We start from the raw sequence: 17,949 nt of genomic DNA on the forward strand, positions 1-17,949 counted from the left end.
CGCTGAGAGTGCAGTTCGACGGAGTGGCTGCGTTCCGCAACCCCGGCAAACTGCACTCTCAGCGCACAGCACGCTCTCGGAGAGCGTCCGCGACTTCGGAAACCACGGCGTTGGGACGCTGCAGCTTTCGCGCCGTGACCAGAATGACGAGCCATCCGGCACGACGGAACATCTCACGACGGTGGATGTCGTCCTCGTAGACCTGCTCATCGGTTCGATGCCCCTCACCCTCGTACTCGATCGCGATCCGCTCGACGGGGTAGGCGAGGTCGGGCGTCCCGACAAAGTACCCGTCGTCATCGATCACGGTGTACCGAACCAGGGGCTCAGGAAGGCCAGCGCGAACGAGGATGAGACGTGTCACCGATTCGCGCGGCGAATCGGTGCCGACTCGAACATCGAGGAGTGCGGCCTCGGCCACGCACACTCCCCTGCTGCCTCTGGCATTGCAGAGCTCCCGGGCCAGCTTGTCCAACGTCGACGCCGGCCGCTTCCTCCTGACGAGATGGTCCCCGGCGATCACAAGCTCGTCCAGGGACAGGAGAGGAGCGATCTGCCGCCACGCGACCTCGGGGTGGACCACGGGCAGGCCCTCCACGGCGCGGTGCGCGAAGTCACTCAGCCGGTGACCGGTCACTCCTGCCCGTCGCGGAGGCTGCGACTCGCGGGGTACCGCCACATCGAGCTCGGATCGACGCCGCAAACTGAGGGGAAGTGGCATCCGGTACAGCCGCGCGGCCGTGACGTGGCTGAAAGCCCACGCCCTCGGTGCGATCGGGATGTACTGCTGGCACCGCCTGACGAGTGCGAGGTGCGCCGCCTCGAACGGGTCGTCGACACTCGCGAGCGGGACGCGTCGAGACCGGGCCCCGCGAAACGGGATGGACAGGTCGGATGCGCTGAGGCGATCGCGGGTCACCCCGCGGGCGAGCGCTTCCTGACGAGAGAACTCCGAGCCGAGGTGGGGATCGAGTTCTTTCCGCTTGGACACCCTCAGAGAGTGCCGGGCCCGCCCTTGTCGCGCTGAGAACAGTCCACAACTGCGCGCGAGAGTGCAGTTTGACGGGGTACCGCCGGGACAGCACTGCGTCAAAGTGCACTCTCGACGACGGCCGGGGGCCGGGCCGGGCCGGGCGGGGCCGGGGCGGGCGGGGCGGGGCGGGGCGGGCGGCGGCGGGCGGCTAGCCGACCGCCACCGTGATGGTGTGGTACCCCTCGGAGCCGTCGGGGGCGGGAGGCAGGCGCACGTCCCGTTGCGTGTCGCCGGGGGCGCCGGTCGCGCGGACGGCGACCGTGTGGTTGCCCGGCGCCGCATCCCACTCGTAGACCCACTGCCGCCAGGTGTCGATCGAGATCACGTCGGCCAGCGTGGCGGGCTCCCACGCACCGTCGTCCACGCGCACCTCGACGCCCTCGATGCCGCGGTGCTGCGCCCACGCCACGCCCGCGACGGCGACGCGGCCGGGCGCGACGGACGATCCGCTCTGCGGGACGTCGATGCGGGATGCCGTCTTCACGGGCCCGCGCGCCGACCAGCCGCGCGGGGTCCAGTAGCCCATGTCCTTCTCGAACGTCGTGACCTTGAGCTCGCTGACCCACTTCGTCGCGGACACGTACCCGTACAGCCCCGGCACGACCATACGCACGGGGTAGCCGTGCTCGATGGGCAGCGGCACCCCGTTCATCCCGACCGCCAACAATGACTGGCGGTCCTCCTCGAGGAGCACGTCGAGCGGGGAGCCCGCGGTGAACCCGTCGACGCTCGTGGAGAGCACCATGTCGGCGCCGGGCAGCGGGCCGGCCTTGGCCAGCAGATCCCGGATCGGGTAGCCGAGCCAGGTCGCGTTGCCGACCAGGTCGCCCCCGACCTCGTTCGAGACGCACATGAGCGTGACCGTGTGCTCGACGAGCGGGAGCGCGATCAGCTCGTCGAACGAGATCTCCACCTCGCGCTCGACCATGCCGGTGATGCGCAGCTTCCACGTCGAGGCGTCGACGACCGGCACCTGCAGCGCCGTGTCGATGCGGTAGAAGGTGTCGTTGGCCGAGAGCAGCGGCGTGATGCCGTCCACGTCGAGCGACGCGCCGGCGGGGAACGGCGCCTCGGGCGTGGCGGGCGGGGGCAGCGTGATGGCGTCGCGCACGGCGTTCACGGCGGCGGTCCCCGCATTGATCGCGCGTGCCCCGAGCCCCACCACCAGGGCGCCCGCGGCGGTGGAGCCGAGCATCACGAGGAATCCGCGGCGCGTGACGGCGGCACGGACGGGTCGGGATGCCGCGGCGTCCGTCCAGCGGTGCAGCCGGTCGGTCGCGACCCGCAGCACGATGACCCCCGCGAGCACGCCCACCAGGGTCGGCACCGACGACAGCGAGTTGGACTCGGCCCGCGTCACGACGGCGAGCAGTGCGACGACCCCGACCACGACGAGCGCCACGATGCCCCACGGCGAGCGGCGGTACTGCAGGATGCCGATGCCGACCGCCAGAATTAGCACGAGGATGCCCAGCGCGACGAACAGGGCGATCTTGTCGCCCGTGCCGAACAGGGCGATGACGGCGGTCTTGAACCAGCCGGGGACGAGGTCGATGACGAGCGACCCGACCCCGAAGAGCGGACTGCCGGACGGCAGAACCATGATCGCGGCGGCAGCCTCGGCGACGGCCAGGGTTACCGCGCCCGCGAGCACGCCGACGAGCGCCGACCACAGGGCCACGCGCCGCGCACTCATGTGGATGGTTCGGAGCGGAGAGTCACTCGGTGAGCCAACTCGGTCTAGCCGGGAGATCCCTGAAAGTGCGGTACACGATGTCCGACTCGGGTCGCAGCACGACCCACGCCGTCAGGAGCACGAGCCGGGCATCCAGCCACAGCGACTTGTGAGCCAGGTACCACATCTCCAGCTCGCCCTTGTACGGCGCGATCTCGTCGCGGTAGAACGCCCGCGGGTCGATGCCGGGCTTCGAGAGCAGCCGTTCCTCGTCGCGGAACACGATCGAGCCGATACCGGTGACCCCGGGCCGCACGTCGTAGATGTGCTCGCGAACGTGGGCCGGGTAGCCGTCGAAGTCGACCTGCACCTGCGGCCGCGGGCCCACGAAGCTCATCTCCCCCGTGAGCACGTTGAGCAGCTGCGGCAGCTCGTTGATCTTGGTGGCGCGCAACGACCGGCCGACGGGCGTCACACGCGGGTCCCCGCGCACCGTGAGCGAGCCGGTGCCGAGGTTCGGGCTGTCCTTGAGCATCGTCGCGAACTTCCAGATGCCGAACGTGGTGTTGCGGTAACCGATGCGCTTCTGCTTGTAGAACACCTCGCCCTCGCCCGTGAGGCGCAGCGCGAGCATCACCGGCGACAGCAGCGGGGTGAGGATGACGACGGCGATGCCGGAGATGAGCACGTCGAAGAACCGCTTGGCGAAGGGATACATCGTCACATCTTCTGGTCGAGGCTCTTGCCCGTCTCCACGTGGTGGAAGGTCGGGACGAGAGTCGCGAGGACATCGACGATGGCCTCCTTGGGCAGGTCCGCGCGCTCGAACAGCGCGCGCAGGTCGTCAAGGGTGGAGCGGATGCCCGCAACGTCGTTGCTCGCGCGCCCCCGCACGATGCCGAGCGCACTGAACGACGAGAGGTCGACCTTCTCGTCGGACGTGTAGAACTCCTCGAACGACTTCTCCCCGGAGGTCTCGGACGCGAAGTAGTACACCGGCCAGGTGGTGTCACCGGGCTGGCGCGCGGCGGCCGCAGCGCGGGCCTCGTCCTCTGAGGAGCAGTACTGGGGCTCGTAGCCGAGCTCGCGCAGCAGGGCGTCCGCGATGCTGCTGAAGGTGAGCATCCTGGGCTCGTCCAATTGCGGGAAGAAGATGTCGGCGGGCGCGCCCAGGATGCACGCGAGCAGGCACAGCTGCCCGCTCTCGATCGGCGACACGAAATAGCGGCGCACGTCGTGCGGGGCGGAGAGCGGCTGGTTCTTCGCGATGCGCTCCAGGAATCCGGCGGGCAGGCTGCCGTTGCTGAACGCGACGTTCGCGAAGCGCGCCGTGACGGCGGGGAGCTCGGCGGCGTACGCGAGCACGGCCTCCTCCATGAGCTTCTTCGACGCTCCCATGACGTTGGCGGGGTTCGCAGCCTTGTCGGTCGACACGCAGAAGAAGTGCTTCGGCGGCAGCTCGAGCAGGAGATCGAGCAGCGCGACCGTGCTCATCACGTTGTTCTCGAGCATCGCCTCGATCGAGTAGCGGTCCTTCTCGCTGCGCACGTGCTTGTGCGCGGCGAAGTGGGCCACGATGTCGAAGGGCCCCTCGGCGCGGAGCAGCCGTTCGAACACCGGGCCGCCGAAGCTGATCGGATAGGTCTTGTAGTCCTCGGGCACGTACTGGTGGTCGGTGCTGCGCAGGTCGCGCGTGAGCTCGGTGAGCCCGTTCTCGTTGAGGTCGACCACCACGAGCCGCGCCGGCCGGTACGGCAGCAGTGCGCGGATGAACGAGGAGCCGATCGTGCCGGCACCCCCGATGACCAGCACGGATGCCCCCTCGATCGCCGCGCGGAGCTCGCCGTCGTGCGCCGCCAGGTCCGGGGCGAACAGGCTCTCGCGCCGCCCGATCACGTGGTTCTCGATGAACGCCTCGAGGTTCATACGGTGCCCTCGACAGCCCGCGCGACGACGTCGATGACCTCGGCGACCTGGTCCTCCGTGAGCGTGTTGTACAGCGGCAGCGTGATCTCGTTGGCGTACAGCTCGTAGGTCTTCGGGTAGTCCGCGATGTCGTAGCCGCGGCTCTTGAACAGGGTGAGCATCGCCATCGGGATGTAGTGGACGTTCACGCCGACGCCCGCCTCGGCGATCGCGGTGATGATCCGGTCGCGCCGGTCCTCGTCGGCCCCCTTGATGCGCAGGAGGTACAGGTGCGCCGACGACTCGCGCTCGGCATCCCGGTACGGCGGCAGGATGGCCCAGTCGTACTTCGCGAACCCCTCCTGGTAGAGCTCGAACTTGTGCTTGCGGTCGGGCAGCAGCTCCGACTCGTACTTGCGGATCTGAGCCAGGCCGACCGCCGCGTTCAGGTCGGGCATGTTGATCTTGAGACCCTGGTCGATGATGTCGTAGCGCCAGGCGCCGGGCACGTTCTTCTCGAACGCGCTCTTGTTCTGGCCGTTGAGGGCGAGTGCCTTGAGGAAGGTGTACTCCTCCTCGTTGTCGAAGGGGGCGGGGAGGTTGATGGCGATCGCCCCGCCCTCGCCGGTGGTGATGTTCTTCACCGAGTGGAGGGAGAAGACCGTGGCATCCGTGAACTGCCCGTTCGGGCGGCCCTTGTAGGTCGAGCCGATCGAGTGGGCGGCATCCGTGACAACCAGAATACGGCCGAGCTTCTCCTGGCGGGCGGTGGAGGCGACGTACATCGACATGACCTCCGGCGCCTCGAGTACCGCGTGGATGGCGTCGTAGTCGGCCGGCCAGCCACCCATGTCGACGGGGATGACCGCCTTGGTGCGCGGCGTGATCGCGGCCCTGATCGCGGCAGGGTTGATCGTGAAGTCGTCCAGCACGTCGACCATCACGACCGTCGCACCGAGGTTCATCGCGCACAGCGCCGTCGCGCTGTAGGTGTATGCCGGAATGATGACCTCGTCGCCCGGGCCCACGCCGAGCCAGCGCAGCATGAGCATCGCGCCCGACGTCCAGGAGTTGACGCACAGCACGGGGGTCCCGGTAATCGTGGAGATCTCGGTCTCGAGCTGGCGGACCTTCGGCCCGGTCGTGAGCCAGCCCGTGTTGGTGAGGGCGTCGTTGACTTCCGCTATGACGTCCGCATCGATGAGCGGAAGCGAGAAGGGGATGGCCACGGACGTTAAACCTAGTCGCCGACGATGCGAGCGCCGTGCACGGGCCCGGTCGCGCGGACCACGGTCAGCCTGGCCGCGCTCAGTGCGATCTGCAGTTCGAGCGCCGAGTCGAGGTCGGCCGCGAGGAAGGCGACAGTTGGTCCCGATCCGGAGACGATCCCGGCGAGCGCTCCGTTCTGCTCCCCGAGCTCGAGCACATCGGCGAGCGACGGCTCGAGGTGCAGCGCCGGAGCCTGCAGGTCGTTGTAGAGGCACTCGGCGAGCATGTCGGGGTCGCCGGCGCGCAGCGCCTGCAGCACGTTCGCGTCGACCGACGGCGCCGTCTGGGCCGGGAAGATGTCCTGCGAGTGGCGCTCCCGGTGGCTGTCGAGCTCGCTGTACACCGCGGGGGTGGAGAGCCCGAAATCGGCGAGGGCGAGCACCCACTGGAACGTGCCCTTCGCGAGCGCCGGGCTCAGCTGGTCACCGCGGCCGGTGCCGATCGCTGTTCCGCCGGTGAACGCGAACGGGACGTCGGCGCCGAGCTGGGCTGCGAGGTCGAGCATGTCCTCGCGCGGGAGCCCGGTGCCCCAGAGGGCGTCGCACGCCAGAAGGGTTGCTGCGGCATCCGCGGAACCGCCCCCCATGCCGCCGGTGACCGGGACGTGCTTGTCGATCTGCAGCCGCACCCCGCCGCGATAGCCGGTCTTGCGGGCGAGGAGGCGCGCCGCCTTGATCGCGATGTTGGAGCCGTCGGTCGGCACGCGCGAGAGCTCGACGGTGCCGTTCACCTCGACGGAGAAGTCGTCGGCGGCGTAGGCCCGCACGTCCTCGTAGAGCGAGACCGCCTGGTACGCGATGGCCACGTCGTGGTAGCCGTCGTCCAGGAGCGAGCCGACCTTGAGGAAGACGTTGATCTTGCCCGGCGCTCTCGCGTGCACCATGGTCGTTCCCGGCTCCGGTGTCATGCACCCAACCTATCGAACGTTACGAGCGGGCTATTGCCAGGTACTGCTCGACCGTCAGCTCCTCGCCGCGCGCGGTGGGCGCCACGCCCGCCGCTTCGAGGCGCGCGACCGCGGTGTCTCCGAGCACCGGCACCAGTGCCTGGCGCAGCATCTTGCGGCGCTGCTGGAACGCCGCGTCCACGAGCTGGAAGGTCGCGAGGCGCTCGGCCTCGGTGCCCGGCTGCTCGTGGCGCTCGAACCGCACGAGGATCGAGTCGACGTTGGGCACCGGCCAGAACACCTGCCGGGAGACCTTGCCCGCGGTGCTGAACGAGCCGTACCAGGCCGCCTTCACCGAGGGCGCCCCGTAGACCTTCGAGCCGGGGCCGGCGGCGACCCGCTCCCCCACCTCGGCCTGGACCATGACGAGGCCGCGGTCGATCGACGGGAAGTGCTCGAGGAAGTGCAGCAGCACCGGCACCGACACGTTGTACGGCAGGTTCGCGACGAACACGGTGGGGCCGCCCGGCAGCGCGGTCACCTTCAGGGCGTCCTCGGTGATGACGGTGAGGGTTGAATCCGGCGCCATCTCGGCGACGGTGACCGGCAGCTGGGCAGCGAGCCGCCTGTCGATCTCCACGGCGACCACGGATGCCCCGGTCTCCAGCAGCCCGAGCGTGAGCGACCCCAGCCCGGGGCCGACCTCGACGACGGTCTCGTCCGCGGTCACCCCCGCCGACTTCACGATGCGCCGGACGGTGTTCGCGTCGATGACGAAGTTCTGCCCGAGCTTCTTGGTCGGCTGGAGGTCCAGCAGGTCGGCGAGATCGCGCACCTCGGCCGGGCCGAGCAGCCTAGTCATCGATGACGACCGGCTCGGAGTCCCACGTGCCGTAGACCTCCTCGGTGTTCGACGTGATCTGTGCGGCGAGCATGGTCACGTCGGTCTCCAGGTGCGCGGCCATCGCCCGCAGCGTCACCGGGATCAGGTACGGCGCGTTCGGCCGGCCGCGGAGCGGGTGCGGCGTGAGGTACGGGGCATCCGTCTCCACCAGGATGCGGCTGCGCGGGATGACCTCGAGCGCGTCGCGGAGGTAAGCGGCGTTCTTGAACGTGACGGTGCCGGCGAACGACAGGTACCAGCCGTTGTCCGCGCACAGCCGCGCCATGTCCGCATCGCCCGAGAAGCAGTGGAACACCGTGTGCTCGGGGGCGCCGACGCGCCGCAGGGTCGCGATGACCTCGGTGTGGGCATCCCGGTCGTGGATCTGGAGCGCGAGTCCGTGCTTCTTCGCGATCTCGATGTGCGCCTCGAACGACTCGTACTGCGCGCGCAGCTCCGCCTCGCCCTCGGTGCGGAAGAAGTCCAGTCCCGTCTCGCCGACGGCGCGCACCCGGGGCCGCGACGCGAGCTCGTCGATCTCGGCGATGGCCTCGGACAGGGTTCCGGATGCCGCATACCGCGGCGCCTCGTTCGGGTGCAGTGCCACGGCCGCGAGCACCCGCGGCTCGCGCGCGGCAATCTCGGCGGACCAGCGCGAGGACTCGAGGTCCCCGCCCACCTGCACGACACCGCGCACGCCGACGCTCGAGGCGCGGTCGAGGTGCTCGCGGTAGTCGAGCTGCCCCTTCAGCTCATTGCCGAACGGCTCGAGGTGGGTGTGGTTGTCGTACACCCCGACGGTCAGCGCCTCCGGGAGCGGTGGGTAGCTGTCGTCACTCACCCGGTTCGATCCTCGGGAACAGCGGGCTCTCGAGCGGGGTCACCGTCGTGCCGCCCTTCCACTCCCACGCGCGGTCGATGCTCTGCCCGTCGACAGCGCCCTCGCCGCCGAGCGCCTCCCACAGCTTCGCGGTCGCCTTCGGCAGCACGGGCGCGAGCAGCACCGCGAGGGTGCCGACGCCGTGGATCGCGGTGGCGAGCACCTGCGCGAGCCGGTCGCGGTCCGCCTCGTCCTTGGCGAGCACCCAGGGCTGCTGCTCGGTGATGTACAGGTTGAGCGCGTCGACGAGCTCCCAGATCGTGGCGAGCGCCTTGTCGATGGCGAAGGCGTCGATGTGCTCGCCCGCGGCAACCGTCACCCGCTTCTCGATGACCGTGATCGCGTCGTCGAGCGCGGCCGATGGAACGTGACCGTCGAAGTACTTCGTGACCATGGCGATGACGCGCGAGGCCAGGTTGCCGAACCCGTTGGCGAGCTCGGCCTGGTAGCGGGCGCTCAGGTCCTCCCACGAGAACGAGCCGTCCTGGCCGAACGTGATCGCGGAGAGGAAGTAGTAGCGGAACGCGTCGGAGCCGAACGTGTCGGTGATCTCGTTGGGCGCGATGCCGGTGAGCTTGGACTTGCTCATCTTCTCGCCGCCGACGAGCAGCCAGCCGTGGCCGAACACGGCCTTCGGCACCTCCAGGCCCGCGGCCATGAGCATGGCGGGCCAGATGACCGCGTGGAAGCGGGCGATGTCCTTGCCGACGATGTGGACGGCCGGCCAGCGGCGGTCGAAGTTCGCCTGGTCGGTGCCGTACCCGATCGCCGTGACGTAGTTGAGCAGCGCGTCGAACCAGACGTAGACGACGTGCGAGTCGTCCCACGGCACCTTGATGCCCCAGTCGAAGCTCGAGCGCGAGATCGACAGGTCGGCGAGGCCCTGCTTGACGAACTGCACGATCTCGTTGCGCACGCTCGCGGGCTGCACGAAGCCGGGGGTGTTCTCGTAGAGGTCGAGCAGCTGCTGCTCGAACGCGCTCATGCGGAAGAAGTAGTTCTTCTCCTTGAGGATCTCCACCGGGCGGCTGTGGATCTTGCACACCAGCTGGCCGGCGTAGTCGCCGTCCTTCGTCTCCATGAGGTCGTCGAGCTGCTTGTACTCCTCACAGCCCACGCAGTAGTAGCCCTCGTACTCGCCGGAGTAGATGTGCCCGTCGTCGTAGAGCTTCTGCAGGAAGATCGCGACGGCCTTCTCGTGGCGCTCGTCCGTCGTGCGGATGAAGTCGTCGTTGCGGATGTCGATGGTCTTGAGCAGCGGCTTCCACGCGCTCTCGACGAGGTTGTCGGCCCACGCCTGCGGGCTCGTGTCGTTCGCGACCGCGGTGCGCAGGATCTTCTGCCCGTGCTCGTCGGTGCCGGTGAGCAGCCAGGTGTCGTCGCCGCGCTGGCGGTGCCAGCGCGCGAGCACGTCCGTCGCCACCTCCGTGTACGCGTGTCCGATGTGGGGGACATCGTTGACGTAGAAGATGGGCGTCGTGATGTAGAAGGAGTCGCCAGCGGCCATGATCATCCAGTCTACGGATGCTCGGGCTCGTGTTACTTGCGCTGCCCCACTTGCCCTGGGCTACTTGCGCAGCGCGCCCTCGTACAGCTCGCGCTTCGACAGGCCGGTCGCCTCCGCGACCTCCGCCGCGGCCTCCTTGAGGCGGAACCCGCCCTCCACGAGCGACCGGACCTGCGCGATCCCCTCCGCGAGGTCGAGCGTCGCGGGCACCGCCCCCTCGACGACGAGGCAGATCTCGCCGCGCGCGCCCTCCGCGAAGTGCTCGGCGAGCTCGGCCGCAGTGCCGCGCACGACCTCCTCGTGCAGCTTCGTGAGCTCCCGGCAGACGGCGGCGCGACGGTCGGGCGCGACGGCCGCGAGGTCGCGCAGCGAGTCGGCAAGGCGGTTGGGCGACTCGAAGAACACCATGGTGCGCTCCTCGCGCACGAGCGAGGTGAGGTAGGCGACGCGGCCCTTGCGGGGAAGGAAGCCCTCGAACGTGAAGCGGTCGGTGGGGAGTCCGGAGACGGCGAGCGCGGTGATGACCGCGCTCGGGCCGGGGAGGGCCGTGACCGCGACGCCCGCCGCCGCTGCTGCCGCGACCAGGGGGAATCCGGGATCGCTGATGGCGGGCATCCCGGCATCGGTCAGCACCAGCACGTCGCCGTCGCGCGCGAGCTCGACGATCTCGGCGGCCTTCTCGGTCTCGTTGTGCTCGTGCAGCGCGATGAGCCGCGGCCGGTTCTCGATGCCCAGGGCGCGCATCAGGTGGATCGTGGTGCGGGTGTCCTCGCTCGCGATGACCTCCGCGCTCGTGAGCGCGTCGATGAGCCGTTTCGACGCGTCACCCAGATTTCCGATGGGCGTCGCGGCGAGAATGATCACGCCGCCTAGCATTACAGACATGCAGCCCGCCTTCGACGACCTCCTGGGCGACAAGGAGGAGGCCGAGCCCACCGGCTCCCGTCTCGACCGGTGGTGGGAGTCGCGCTCGCCGCGCGTGCAGCGGGCCGTGCGCTGGGGCGCCCCCGCACTCGTGGTCGGCGTGGCGGCGTTCACCCGGCTGTGGGGGCTGGGGCATCCGGCCGAGCTCGTGTTCGACGAGACCTTCTACGTGAAGGATGCCTGGACCCTCACCAACCTCGGCTACGAGGCGTCCTGGCCGGCCGAGGCGGACGCGTCGTTCAACGCCGGCAGCACGGACATCTACCTCGCCAACCCGTCGTTCGTGGTGCACCCGCCCCTCGGCAAGTGGATCATCGGGATCGGGATGAGCCTGCTCGGCTCCGACAACCCCGTGGGCTGGCGCATCGCGACCGCGGTCACGGGCATCCTCGCCGTCGTGCTCCTCATGCTCGTGGCGAAACTGCTCTTCCGCTCCACGGCCCTCGCCGTGCTTGCGGGCTTCCTGTTCGCGATCGACGGCAACGCGATAGTGATGAGCCGGGTCGCCCTGCTCGACAACTCCGTCATGTTCTTCGCGCTGCTGGGGTTCGGCGCGGTGCTGCTCGACCGCGGGTGGAGCTCGGCACGGCTGTCGGCGTGGATCGCCGCCCGGGAGAAGTCGGGCCGGCTCCCCGACTGGGGCCCGATGATGTGGTGGCGCCCGTGGCTGTTCCTGGCCGGCGCCGCCTTCGGTGCGGCGGCCGCCGTCAAGTGGAACGGGCTCTACTTCCTCGCCGCGTTCGCCGTGTACACGCTCGTCGTCGATGCGCTCGCGCGCCGCCGCGCGGGCCTGCCGCTCTGGTTCGCGGGCACCCTGTTCAAGCAGGCGCCGGCGACCTTCCTGCTCACGGTCCCCGTCGCGGCCGCCGTGTACCTCTCCAGCTGGACCGGCTGGTTCCTCAGCGACAACGGCTACGACCGGCACTGGTCGGATGACGCGGGCAACGCCTGGACGGGCGCTCTCGCGTGGGTGCCGCACTCCCTGCAGAGCCTGTGGCACTTCGAGACCGCGGTGTACCAGTACCACGTGGGCGAGATGAGGCCGCACGGGTACCAGGCCAACCCGCTCACGTGGCTGTTCCTGATCCGGCCGACGAGCATGTTCTACCAGTCGGTTGCGGCCGGCCAGAACGGCTGCGACTCGCTGTGCGGGCAGTCGATCACGGGCATCGCGAATCCCATCATCTGGTGGGCGGCGACGGCCGCGGCGCTCTACCTCGTCTACCGCCTCGCGCGCTACCGGGAGTGGCGCGTGGGCCTCGTGCTCGCGGGCCTGGCGGCGGGCTACCTGCCGTGGCTGCTATACCTGAACCGCACCGTGTTCCAGTTCTACACGATCGCCTTCGAGCCGTACCTGATCCTCGCGCTCGTCACCGTTGCGGGCATCCTGCTGGGCTCGCCCGACGACCCGGCCTGGCGGCGCGCGAGCGGACTGCGGATCGTCGCGATCTTCCTCGGGATCGCGATAGTCGTGAGCGTGTTCTTCTGGCCGCTCTGGACGGGCACGCAGCTCGACTACTGGCTCATCGCCGCGCACTGGTGGCTGCCGACCTGGCGTTGAGGCCGTGTCAACTAAATTAATCCGGCGTTAACACGCGGGAGTGTAGCTTTCAACGGTGATCCGACGCACTGCCGCTCGCGCGCCCGAACGCGCCCAGAGTCGTGGTCGCGCGCGCGCGGCCGTTCTCGCCCTCGCGCTCGTGGGCGTCTCCGTCTTCGGCGGCGCCTCGCCGGCGAGCGCGGCGCCCACGGGATACCCCGACATCACCGCGCTCAACGCGCTGTACCCGGACACGGCGCCGCCCAGCTTCATCGTCAGCACCCCGGACTCCGACACCGTCATCTACGTCGACTGGACCGCGACGGACGGCGGGACCACCGTGCTCGACTACTGCCCGGGCACGCAGACCTTCTCAGGCACGAGCGCGACCTGCACGGGGGCGGCGAGCCTCGCGCCGGGCTTGTACGACGTCACCGCCTACAGCGAGCTGCTCGGCGACCCGGGCTTCTTCAGCAGCACCAGCCCCGCCGTGAGCGTGGAGGTGTACGGCACGCAGGGCGGAGCGTTCCTCTCCGGCCCGGCGACGACCTCCGCCGACGCGACGCCGACGTTCTCGGGCACCGGCCCGGCGCGCGGGACTGTCGCCGTGACTGCGGACTTCGGGGGCACGCCGCTGTGCTCCACGACGGTGCTGAACAACGGGACGTGGTCGTGCACGGCGACCCTCGCCGCCGGCTTCTACGAGGGCATCGGGCTGCTGGGCACGGACCGTGCCGGCGCAACATCCACGGACGCCAGCACCGACTTCACCATCACCCCGATCGCCGACCCCACGCTCACGTCGGTCGACGGTGCCGGCTCGCCGTGGATCACCGACTACGCGTTTCCCGACGTGGGCGGAGGCAAGGACCTCTACGCGAACGCGGTCTTCACCGAGGTGTCCCAGACGATCACGGGGCCCTGGGACTCCTACTGCGGAACAGTCAACGGGGCCGGCTCGTCGACGACCTGGGCGTGCTCGGAGCCGGACCACGCCCTGCAGCACGGCGACAACTACATCCAGGTCACCTCCGAGAACGAGAACGGCGACCCCTCCCCCAACGCGCAGCAGTACTACGTGAAGCTCGTGAACACACCGGTGATCACGAGCCCCGCCAACAACTCGTTCACGAACGACGTGACCCCGCTGTTCTCCGGCACCGGCGAGGGCACGGACGCCGACGTCGTGGATGCCGGCAGCACCACGATGTGCTCGGCGAGCACGGCGTCAGGATCGTGGTCGTGCAGCACTACGCCCCTGGTCGATGGGACGTACAAGTTCCACGTCGTCGTCACACCGGGCATCAACATCACCACTGCCGATCTGACCATCACCGTGGACACGGTCGCGCCGGCAGCGCCCGCGATCACCAGCGGCGACATCTCCTCGACCGACCGCACCCCGACGATCTCGGGGACGGGCGAGCCGTTCTCCACGATCCAACTGAGCGTCAACGGCAGCTCGTGGCCCTGTAGCGGCGGTGCCCCCGTGGTGAGCTCCGGCGGCGCGTGGTCGTGCACGCTCGCGAACGACCTCGGCGTCGACAGCTACCCCGTCACGGTGCGGCAGGCCGATCGGGCGGGCAATTACTCCACCGCGAGCGGCGCGATCACCGTGACGGTGCTGCCCCTGCCCGCCCCGGAGCCCGCGCCCTCCGCAACCCCCACCGCGCTCCCCTTCACCTGGCGCCTCGGCTCGGGCCTGCCCGACGAGGTGCACCCCGGCGACGCGGTGGTGCTCACCGCGAGCAACCTCCCGCCGGGCCTCCCGGTCGACGCGGAATTCCACTCCACAGTCGTCGCTCTCGGCTCCACGAGCGTGAAGCCGAACGGCACCTTCTCGCTGCCCGTCACGATCCCGGATGACGCCACCCCCGGCCTCCACCACTTCGTCGTCACCGTCTGGTCCCCCGCGGGCGAGGCGGTCGTCGTCGAGCAGCCGGTCACGGTCGTGGCGTTCCCGAAGGGCACCGTGGTGCGCGTCGCGGAAGCCAGCGGCGGCGGCGCGGCGGCCGGCACCTTCGTCGACCGCAGCAACCCCGGCGCGCCGAGCTCCTTCACGCACGGCATCAACAGCGTCGCCTCCATCTTCAGCAACCCCGTCGTGATCGGCGTTGCGGCGGCCGCGGGCCTCGCGCTCTTCCTGCTCATCGCGTTCCCCGCGGAGCTGCTCAACTCGACGATCTCCGAGCAGTACCCGCGCTTCGCCAAGCGGGTGCCGCGCGCGCCCTGGCTCACGCGATTCACGAGCTGGCTCGAGAAGACGCCGATCGTGGGCGGTCTCGCGATCACCCTGGTCGCCGCCTACATCTTCGGCTTTGCCGACCCCGGGTTCGGGTTCGACATCACCTCGTTCCGCGTCGTCCTCGCGTGCTTCATCGCCCTCTTCATCGTGGGCTACCTCGCGAGCGTGATCTCGGGCCGGATCATCCGGCGCCGCTGGAAGCTCGACACGGTGATGGAGCTGAAGCCGCTCGGCCTCATCCTCACGGTCATGGGCGTCGTGCTCTCGAGGCTGCTCGACTTCTCCCCCGGCTTCCTGCTCGGGCTGATCCTCGGCCTCTCGATCGTCGGCTCGACGACGGCAGCCCAGCGGGCCAAGACCACCCTCGTGCAGGCCGGCGTCGTGTTCGTGCTCGCCCTCGGGGGGTGGGTGGCGTACAGCATCCTCTCCGCCACAACGAACCCGGACGACTTCGGCACCGCGCTGCTGTTCGACACCCTCGTGGCGGTGACGAGCGAGGGGCTCACCGCGGTATTCATCGGGATGCTCCCCGTGAAGTTCCTCGACGGCCCGGCGGTGTTCGAGTACTCCAAGCCCCTGTGGGCCGCGTCCTTCCTCGTCGCGGCCTTCGCCTTCGTCGTCGTCATCGTGCCCTCGGCCTGGGGCGAGCTGGGCGGCTCGCTGGGCGTGTGGATCGCGATCGTCGGCGCCTTCGCCCTCGTCGCGCTCTGCATCTACCTCTACTTCCGGTTCTGGGCGCCGCCCCTGCCGGAGGACGCGGCGGAGACCGAGCAGGAGCCCCAGAGCGTAACGGTGGGAAACCCGGAGTAACCCGTCCGGTAGCGTGATCGCATGGCTGATAGAGAGTACGGATTTCGCACGCGCGCGATCCACGCAGGCAACATCCCCGACTCCGTGACAGGCGCCCGAGCCCTGCCCATCTACCAGACCAGCGCCTTCGTCTTCGACGACACCGCCGACGCCGCGGCCCGCTTCGCCCTCCAGAAGTACGGCAACATCTACTCCCGCCTGGCGAACCCGACAGTGGCGAGCTTCGAGGAGCGCGTCGCGTCCCTCGAGGGCGGCCTCGGCGCGGTCGCCACCGCGAGCGGCCTCAGCGCGCAGTTCATCACCTTCGCCACCCTCGCGGGCGCCGGCGACCACGTGGTCTCCTCCGCCAACCTCTACGGCGGCTCGATCACGCAGCTGGATGTCACGCTGCGCCGCTTCGGCGTCGACACCACGTTCGTGCGCTCCTCGGACCCCGCGGACTACGCGGCCGCCATCACCGAGAACACCAAGTTCATCTTCGCGGAGACCATCGCCAACCCCTCCGGCGAGATCGCGGACATCGAGGGCCTCGCCGATGTTGCCCACGCGCACCACCTGCCGCTCATCATCGACTCGACGGTCGCCACGCCGTACCTCAACCGCCCGATCGAGTGGGGCGCCGACGTCGTGACCCACTCGGCGACGAAGTTCCTCGGCGGCGCGGGCACCACGCTCGGCGGCGTCGTCGTCGAGTCGGGCCGCTTCCACTGGGCCAACGAGCACTTCCCGCTCTTCGACCAGCCGGTCCCCTCCTACGGCGGACTCAACTGGCACGGCAACTTCGGCGAGTACGCCTTCCTCACCCGACTTCGGGCCGAGCAGCTGCGCGACATCGGCCCCACCCTCGCGCCGCACTCCGCGTGGCTGCTCGCCACGGGCGTGGAGACGCTCCCATTCCGCATGCAGGCCCACGTCGACAACGCCCGCATCGTGGCCGAGTGGCTCGCCGCCGACTCCCGCATCGAGCAGGTCTTCTGGGCCGGGCTGCCCGAGCACCCGCACTTCGAGCGCGCCAAGAAGTACCTGCCGAAGGGCCCCGGCTCGGTGTTCTCCTTCGTGGTCAAGGGCGGCCGCGAGGTCGGGCAGAAGTTCATCGAGAGCGTCAACCTCGCGAGCCACCTCGCCAACATCGGCGACGCGAAGACCCTCGTGATCCACCCCGCGTCCACCACCCACGCGCAGCTCACCGAGCAGCAGCTCCTCGACGCGGGCGTGCTGCCGGGCGTCGTGCGCATCAGCGTGGGAATAGAAGACCCCGAGGACATCGTTGACGACCTTGACCAGGCACTCGCTGCCGCGACGAAGGGCTAGCCATGTCGACTGCTGAACTCCAGACCACGCAGCTGGCCAACGGCCTCACCTGCGAGCTCCCGGCGAGCTCCCCCCTCGCGAAGCTGCTCAAGTCGCAGCGCACCTGGATCGGCCCCTCCGCCAAGGAGCGCCTCGCCATCCTGCGCAACGCCAAGTCGATCGCGATCGTCGGCGCCTCGCCGAACGCGGCCCGGTCGAGCTACTTCGTCGCGACCTACCTGCTGCAGTCGAGCGACTACACGGTCTACTTCGTGAACCCGATGGTCGACGAGATCCTCGGCCAGAAGTCGTACAAGTCCCTCGCGGACCTGCCCGAGGTGCCCGACATCGTCGACGTGTTCCGCAAGGGCAGCGACATCCCCTCGGTCATCGACGAGGCGATCGCCATCGGCGCGAAGACGGTCTGGGTGCAGCTCGGCATCTGGAACCAGGACGCCGCGGTCTACGGCGAGTCGAAGGGCCTGACCGTGGTCATGGACCGCTGCATCAAGATCGAGCACGCGCGCTTCCACGGCGGACTCCACCTGCTCGGCTTCGACACGGGCGTGATCACGGCGCGCAAGACCGTGCGGTAGCTAGCGCGAGCCCACCAGGTTCCGCTCGCCCGACTGCACGACCTCGCCCGTGACCTTCGCGTCGACGACGTTGTCGTTGCCCTGGATGGTCACGGCCGTGCTCGTTCCGGCGTCGACCGTGTTGCGGTCTCCGGCGATGTTCACGCCGCCGATGTCGTGGGCGTCGAGCTCGTTGTCGTTGCCTTCGAGGTCGAGGCGGCCGAGCGAGCCCATCTCGATGTCCACCCGGTCGCCCTTCACGATGATCGCCTCTGCGTTCTCCGCCTTGATGGTGATCTCGTCGCCCGTGACAGTCACGACCCCGCAGTCGCCCTGCAGCGTGTAGAACCCGATGCCGGTCACGGTGAAATCCACGCCGTCGCACACCTGGAGCGAGCCGCTCGTCGGCACCGTGGTCGGCGACGTCATGTTGGGCCTGACGAAGACGCAGCCCGACAGGACGGCGACGGTGATGGCGGAAAGAGTGAGTCCTGCAACTGTGCGTCTCATCAGTCCACCGTATTACG

Annotated in this window: 15 protein-coding genes; 4 read left to right on the top strand and 11 right to left on the bottom strand. The window is 69.3% G+C overall.

Annotated features, from left to right (window positions below; genetic code table 11):
• Positions 1 to 58: 58 nt before the first annotated feature.
• The 10 genes from AC1RTC_RS12150 to rsmI form a co-directional block, all read right to left on the bottom strand.
• Complete coding sequence (locus AC1RTC_RS12150) at positions 59 to 991, bottom strand: putative endonuclease domain-containing protein (RefSeq protein ID WP_493156001.1); 933 nt, start codon at positions 989 to 991, stop codon at positions 59 to 61.
• A 190-nt stretch (positions 992 to 1,181) separates the two neighbouring features.
• Positions 1,182 to 2,729 carry a molybdopterin-dependent oxidoreductase gene (locus AC1RTC_RS12155; RefSeq protein WP_493156003.1) on the bottom strand — a complete coding sequence of 516 codons (1,548 nt, stop codon included), beginning with the start codon at positions 2,727 to 2,729 and terminating at the stop codon, positions 1,182 to 1,184.
• A gap of 22 nt (positions 2,730 to 2,751) precedes the next feature.
• Positions 2,752 to 3,426: a sugar transferase gene (locus AC1RTC_RS12160; RefSeq protein ID WP_493156004.1), complete on the bottom strand. Its 675-nt coding sequence runs from the start codon at positions 3,424 to 3,426 to the stop codon at positions 2,752 to 2,754.
• A gap of 2 nt (positions 3,427 to 3,428) precedes the next feature.
• Positions 3,429 to 4,634, bottom strand: coding sequence for a polysaccharide biosynthesis protein (locus tag AC1RTC_RS12165; RefSeq protein ID WP_493156006.1), 1,206 nt, complete (start codon positions 4,632 to 4,634; stop codon positions 3,429 to 3,431).
• Positions 4,631 to 5,842 (bottom strand): DegT/DnrJ/EryC1/StrS family aminotransferase, encoded by a 1,212-nt coding sequence (locus AC1RTC_RS12170; protein ID WP_493156008.1) that lies wholly within the window; start codon positions 5,840 to 5,842, stop codon positions 4,631 to 4,633. Before AC1RTC_RS12170 ends, AC1RTC_RS12165 begins: the two co-directional genes overlap by 4 nt.
• 11 nt (positions 5,843 to 5,853) lie before the next feature.
• Positions 5,854 to 6,789, bottom strand: a complete 936-nt coding sequence (locus AC1RTC_RS12175; protein ID WP_493156010.1) for a 4-(cytidine 5'-diphospho)-2-C-methyl-D-erythritol kinase — start codon at positions 6,787 to 6,789, stop codon at positions 5,854 to 5,856.
• A gap of 19 nt (positions 6,790 to 6,808) precedes the next feature.
• On the bottom strand, positions 6,809 to 7,630 hold the full coding sequence (gene rsmA, locus AC1RTC_RS12180) for a 16S rRNA (adenine(1518)-N(6)/adenine(1519)-N(6))-dimethyltransferase RsmA (protein WP_493156012.1): 822 nt from the start codon (positions 7,628 to 7,630) through the stop codon (positions 6,809 to 6,811).
• Positions 7,623 to 8,492, bottom strand: coding sequence for a TatD family hydrolase (locus AC1RTC_RS12185; protein WP_493156014.1), 870 nt, complete (start codon positions 8,490 to 8,492; stop codon positions 7,623 to 7,625). Before AC1RTC_RS12185 ends, rsmA begins: the two co-directional genes overlap by 8 nt.
• Positions 8,485 to 10,038, bottom strand: coding sequence for a methionine--tRNA ligase (gene metG / locus AC1RTC_RS12190; protein WP_493156016.1), 1,554 nt, complete (start codon positions 10,036 to 10,038; stop codon positions 8,485 to 8,487). The genes AC1RTC_RS12185 and metG overlap by 8 nt, the downstream gene beginning before the upstream one ends.
• A gap of 60 nt (positions 10,039 to 10,098) precedes the next feature.
• Positions 10,099 to 10,902 (bottom strand): 16S rRNA (cytidine(1402)-2'-O)-methyltransferase, encoded by an 804-nt coding sequence (gene rsmI, locus AC1RTC_RS12195; RefSeq protein WP_493156322.1) that lies wholly within the window; start codon positions 10,900 to 10,902, stop codon positions 10,099 to 10,101.
• 19 nt (positions 10,903 to 10,921) lie between these two features.
• On the opposite strand from rsmI, the gene AC1RTC_RS12200 reads away from it, so the two are divergent.
• Genes AC1RTC_RS12200 through AC1RTC_RS12215 form a run of 4 tightly spaced genes read left to right on the top strand, consistent with a single transcriptional unit; the run spans position 10,922 to position 17,443 of the window.
• The gene (locus tag AC1RTC_RS12200) at positions 10,922 to 12,523 is read left to right on the top strand and encodes a dolichyl-phosphate-mannose--protein mannosyltransferase (RefSeq protein ID WP_493156018.1); all 1,602 of its coding nucleotides are present in this window, start codon (positions 10,922 to 10,924) and stop codon (positions 12,521 to 12,523) included.
• A 55-nt stretch (positions 12,524 to 12,578) separates the two neighbouring features.
• Positions 12,579 to 15,557 (top strand): Ig-like domain-containing protein, encoded by a 2,979-nt coding sequence (locus AC1RTC_RS12205; protein WP_493156020.1) that lies wholly within the window; start codon positions 12,579 to 12,581, stop codon positions 15,555 to 15,557.
• Between the two features lie 21 nt (positions 15,558 to 15,578).
• Positions 15,579 to 16,868: an O-acetylhomoserine aminocarboxypropyltransferase/cysteine synthase family protein gene (locus AC1RTC_RS12210; RefSeq protein WP_493156022.1), complete on the top strand. Its 1,290-nt coding sequence runs from the start codon at positions 15,579 to 15,581 to the stop codon at positions 16,866 to 16,868.
• Positions 16,869 to 16,870: 2 nt separating this feature from the next.
• On the top strand, positions 16,871 to 17,443 hold the full coding sequence (locus AC1RTC_RS12215) for a CoA-binding protein (protein ID WP_493156024.1): 573 nt from the start codon (positions 16,871 to 16,873) through the stop codon (positions 17,441 to 17,443).
• On the opposite strand, the gene AC1RTC_RS12220 is transcribed toward AC1RTC_RS12215, so the two are convergent.
• On the bottom strand, positions 17,444 to 17,932 hold the full coding sequence (locus tag AC1RTC_RS12220; protein ID WP_493156026.1) for a DUF3060 domain-containing protein: 489 nt from the start codon (positions 17,930 to 17,932) through the stop codon (positions 17,444 to 17,446). It abuts the gene before it with no gap.
• Between the last annotated feature and the right edge of the window lie 17 nt (positions 17,933 to 17,949).

Source organism: Rhodoglobus sp. GW821-FHT12B09, assembly GCF_058809925.1.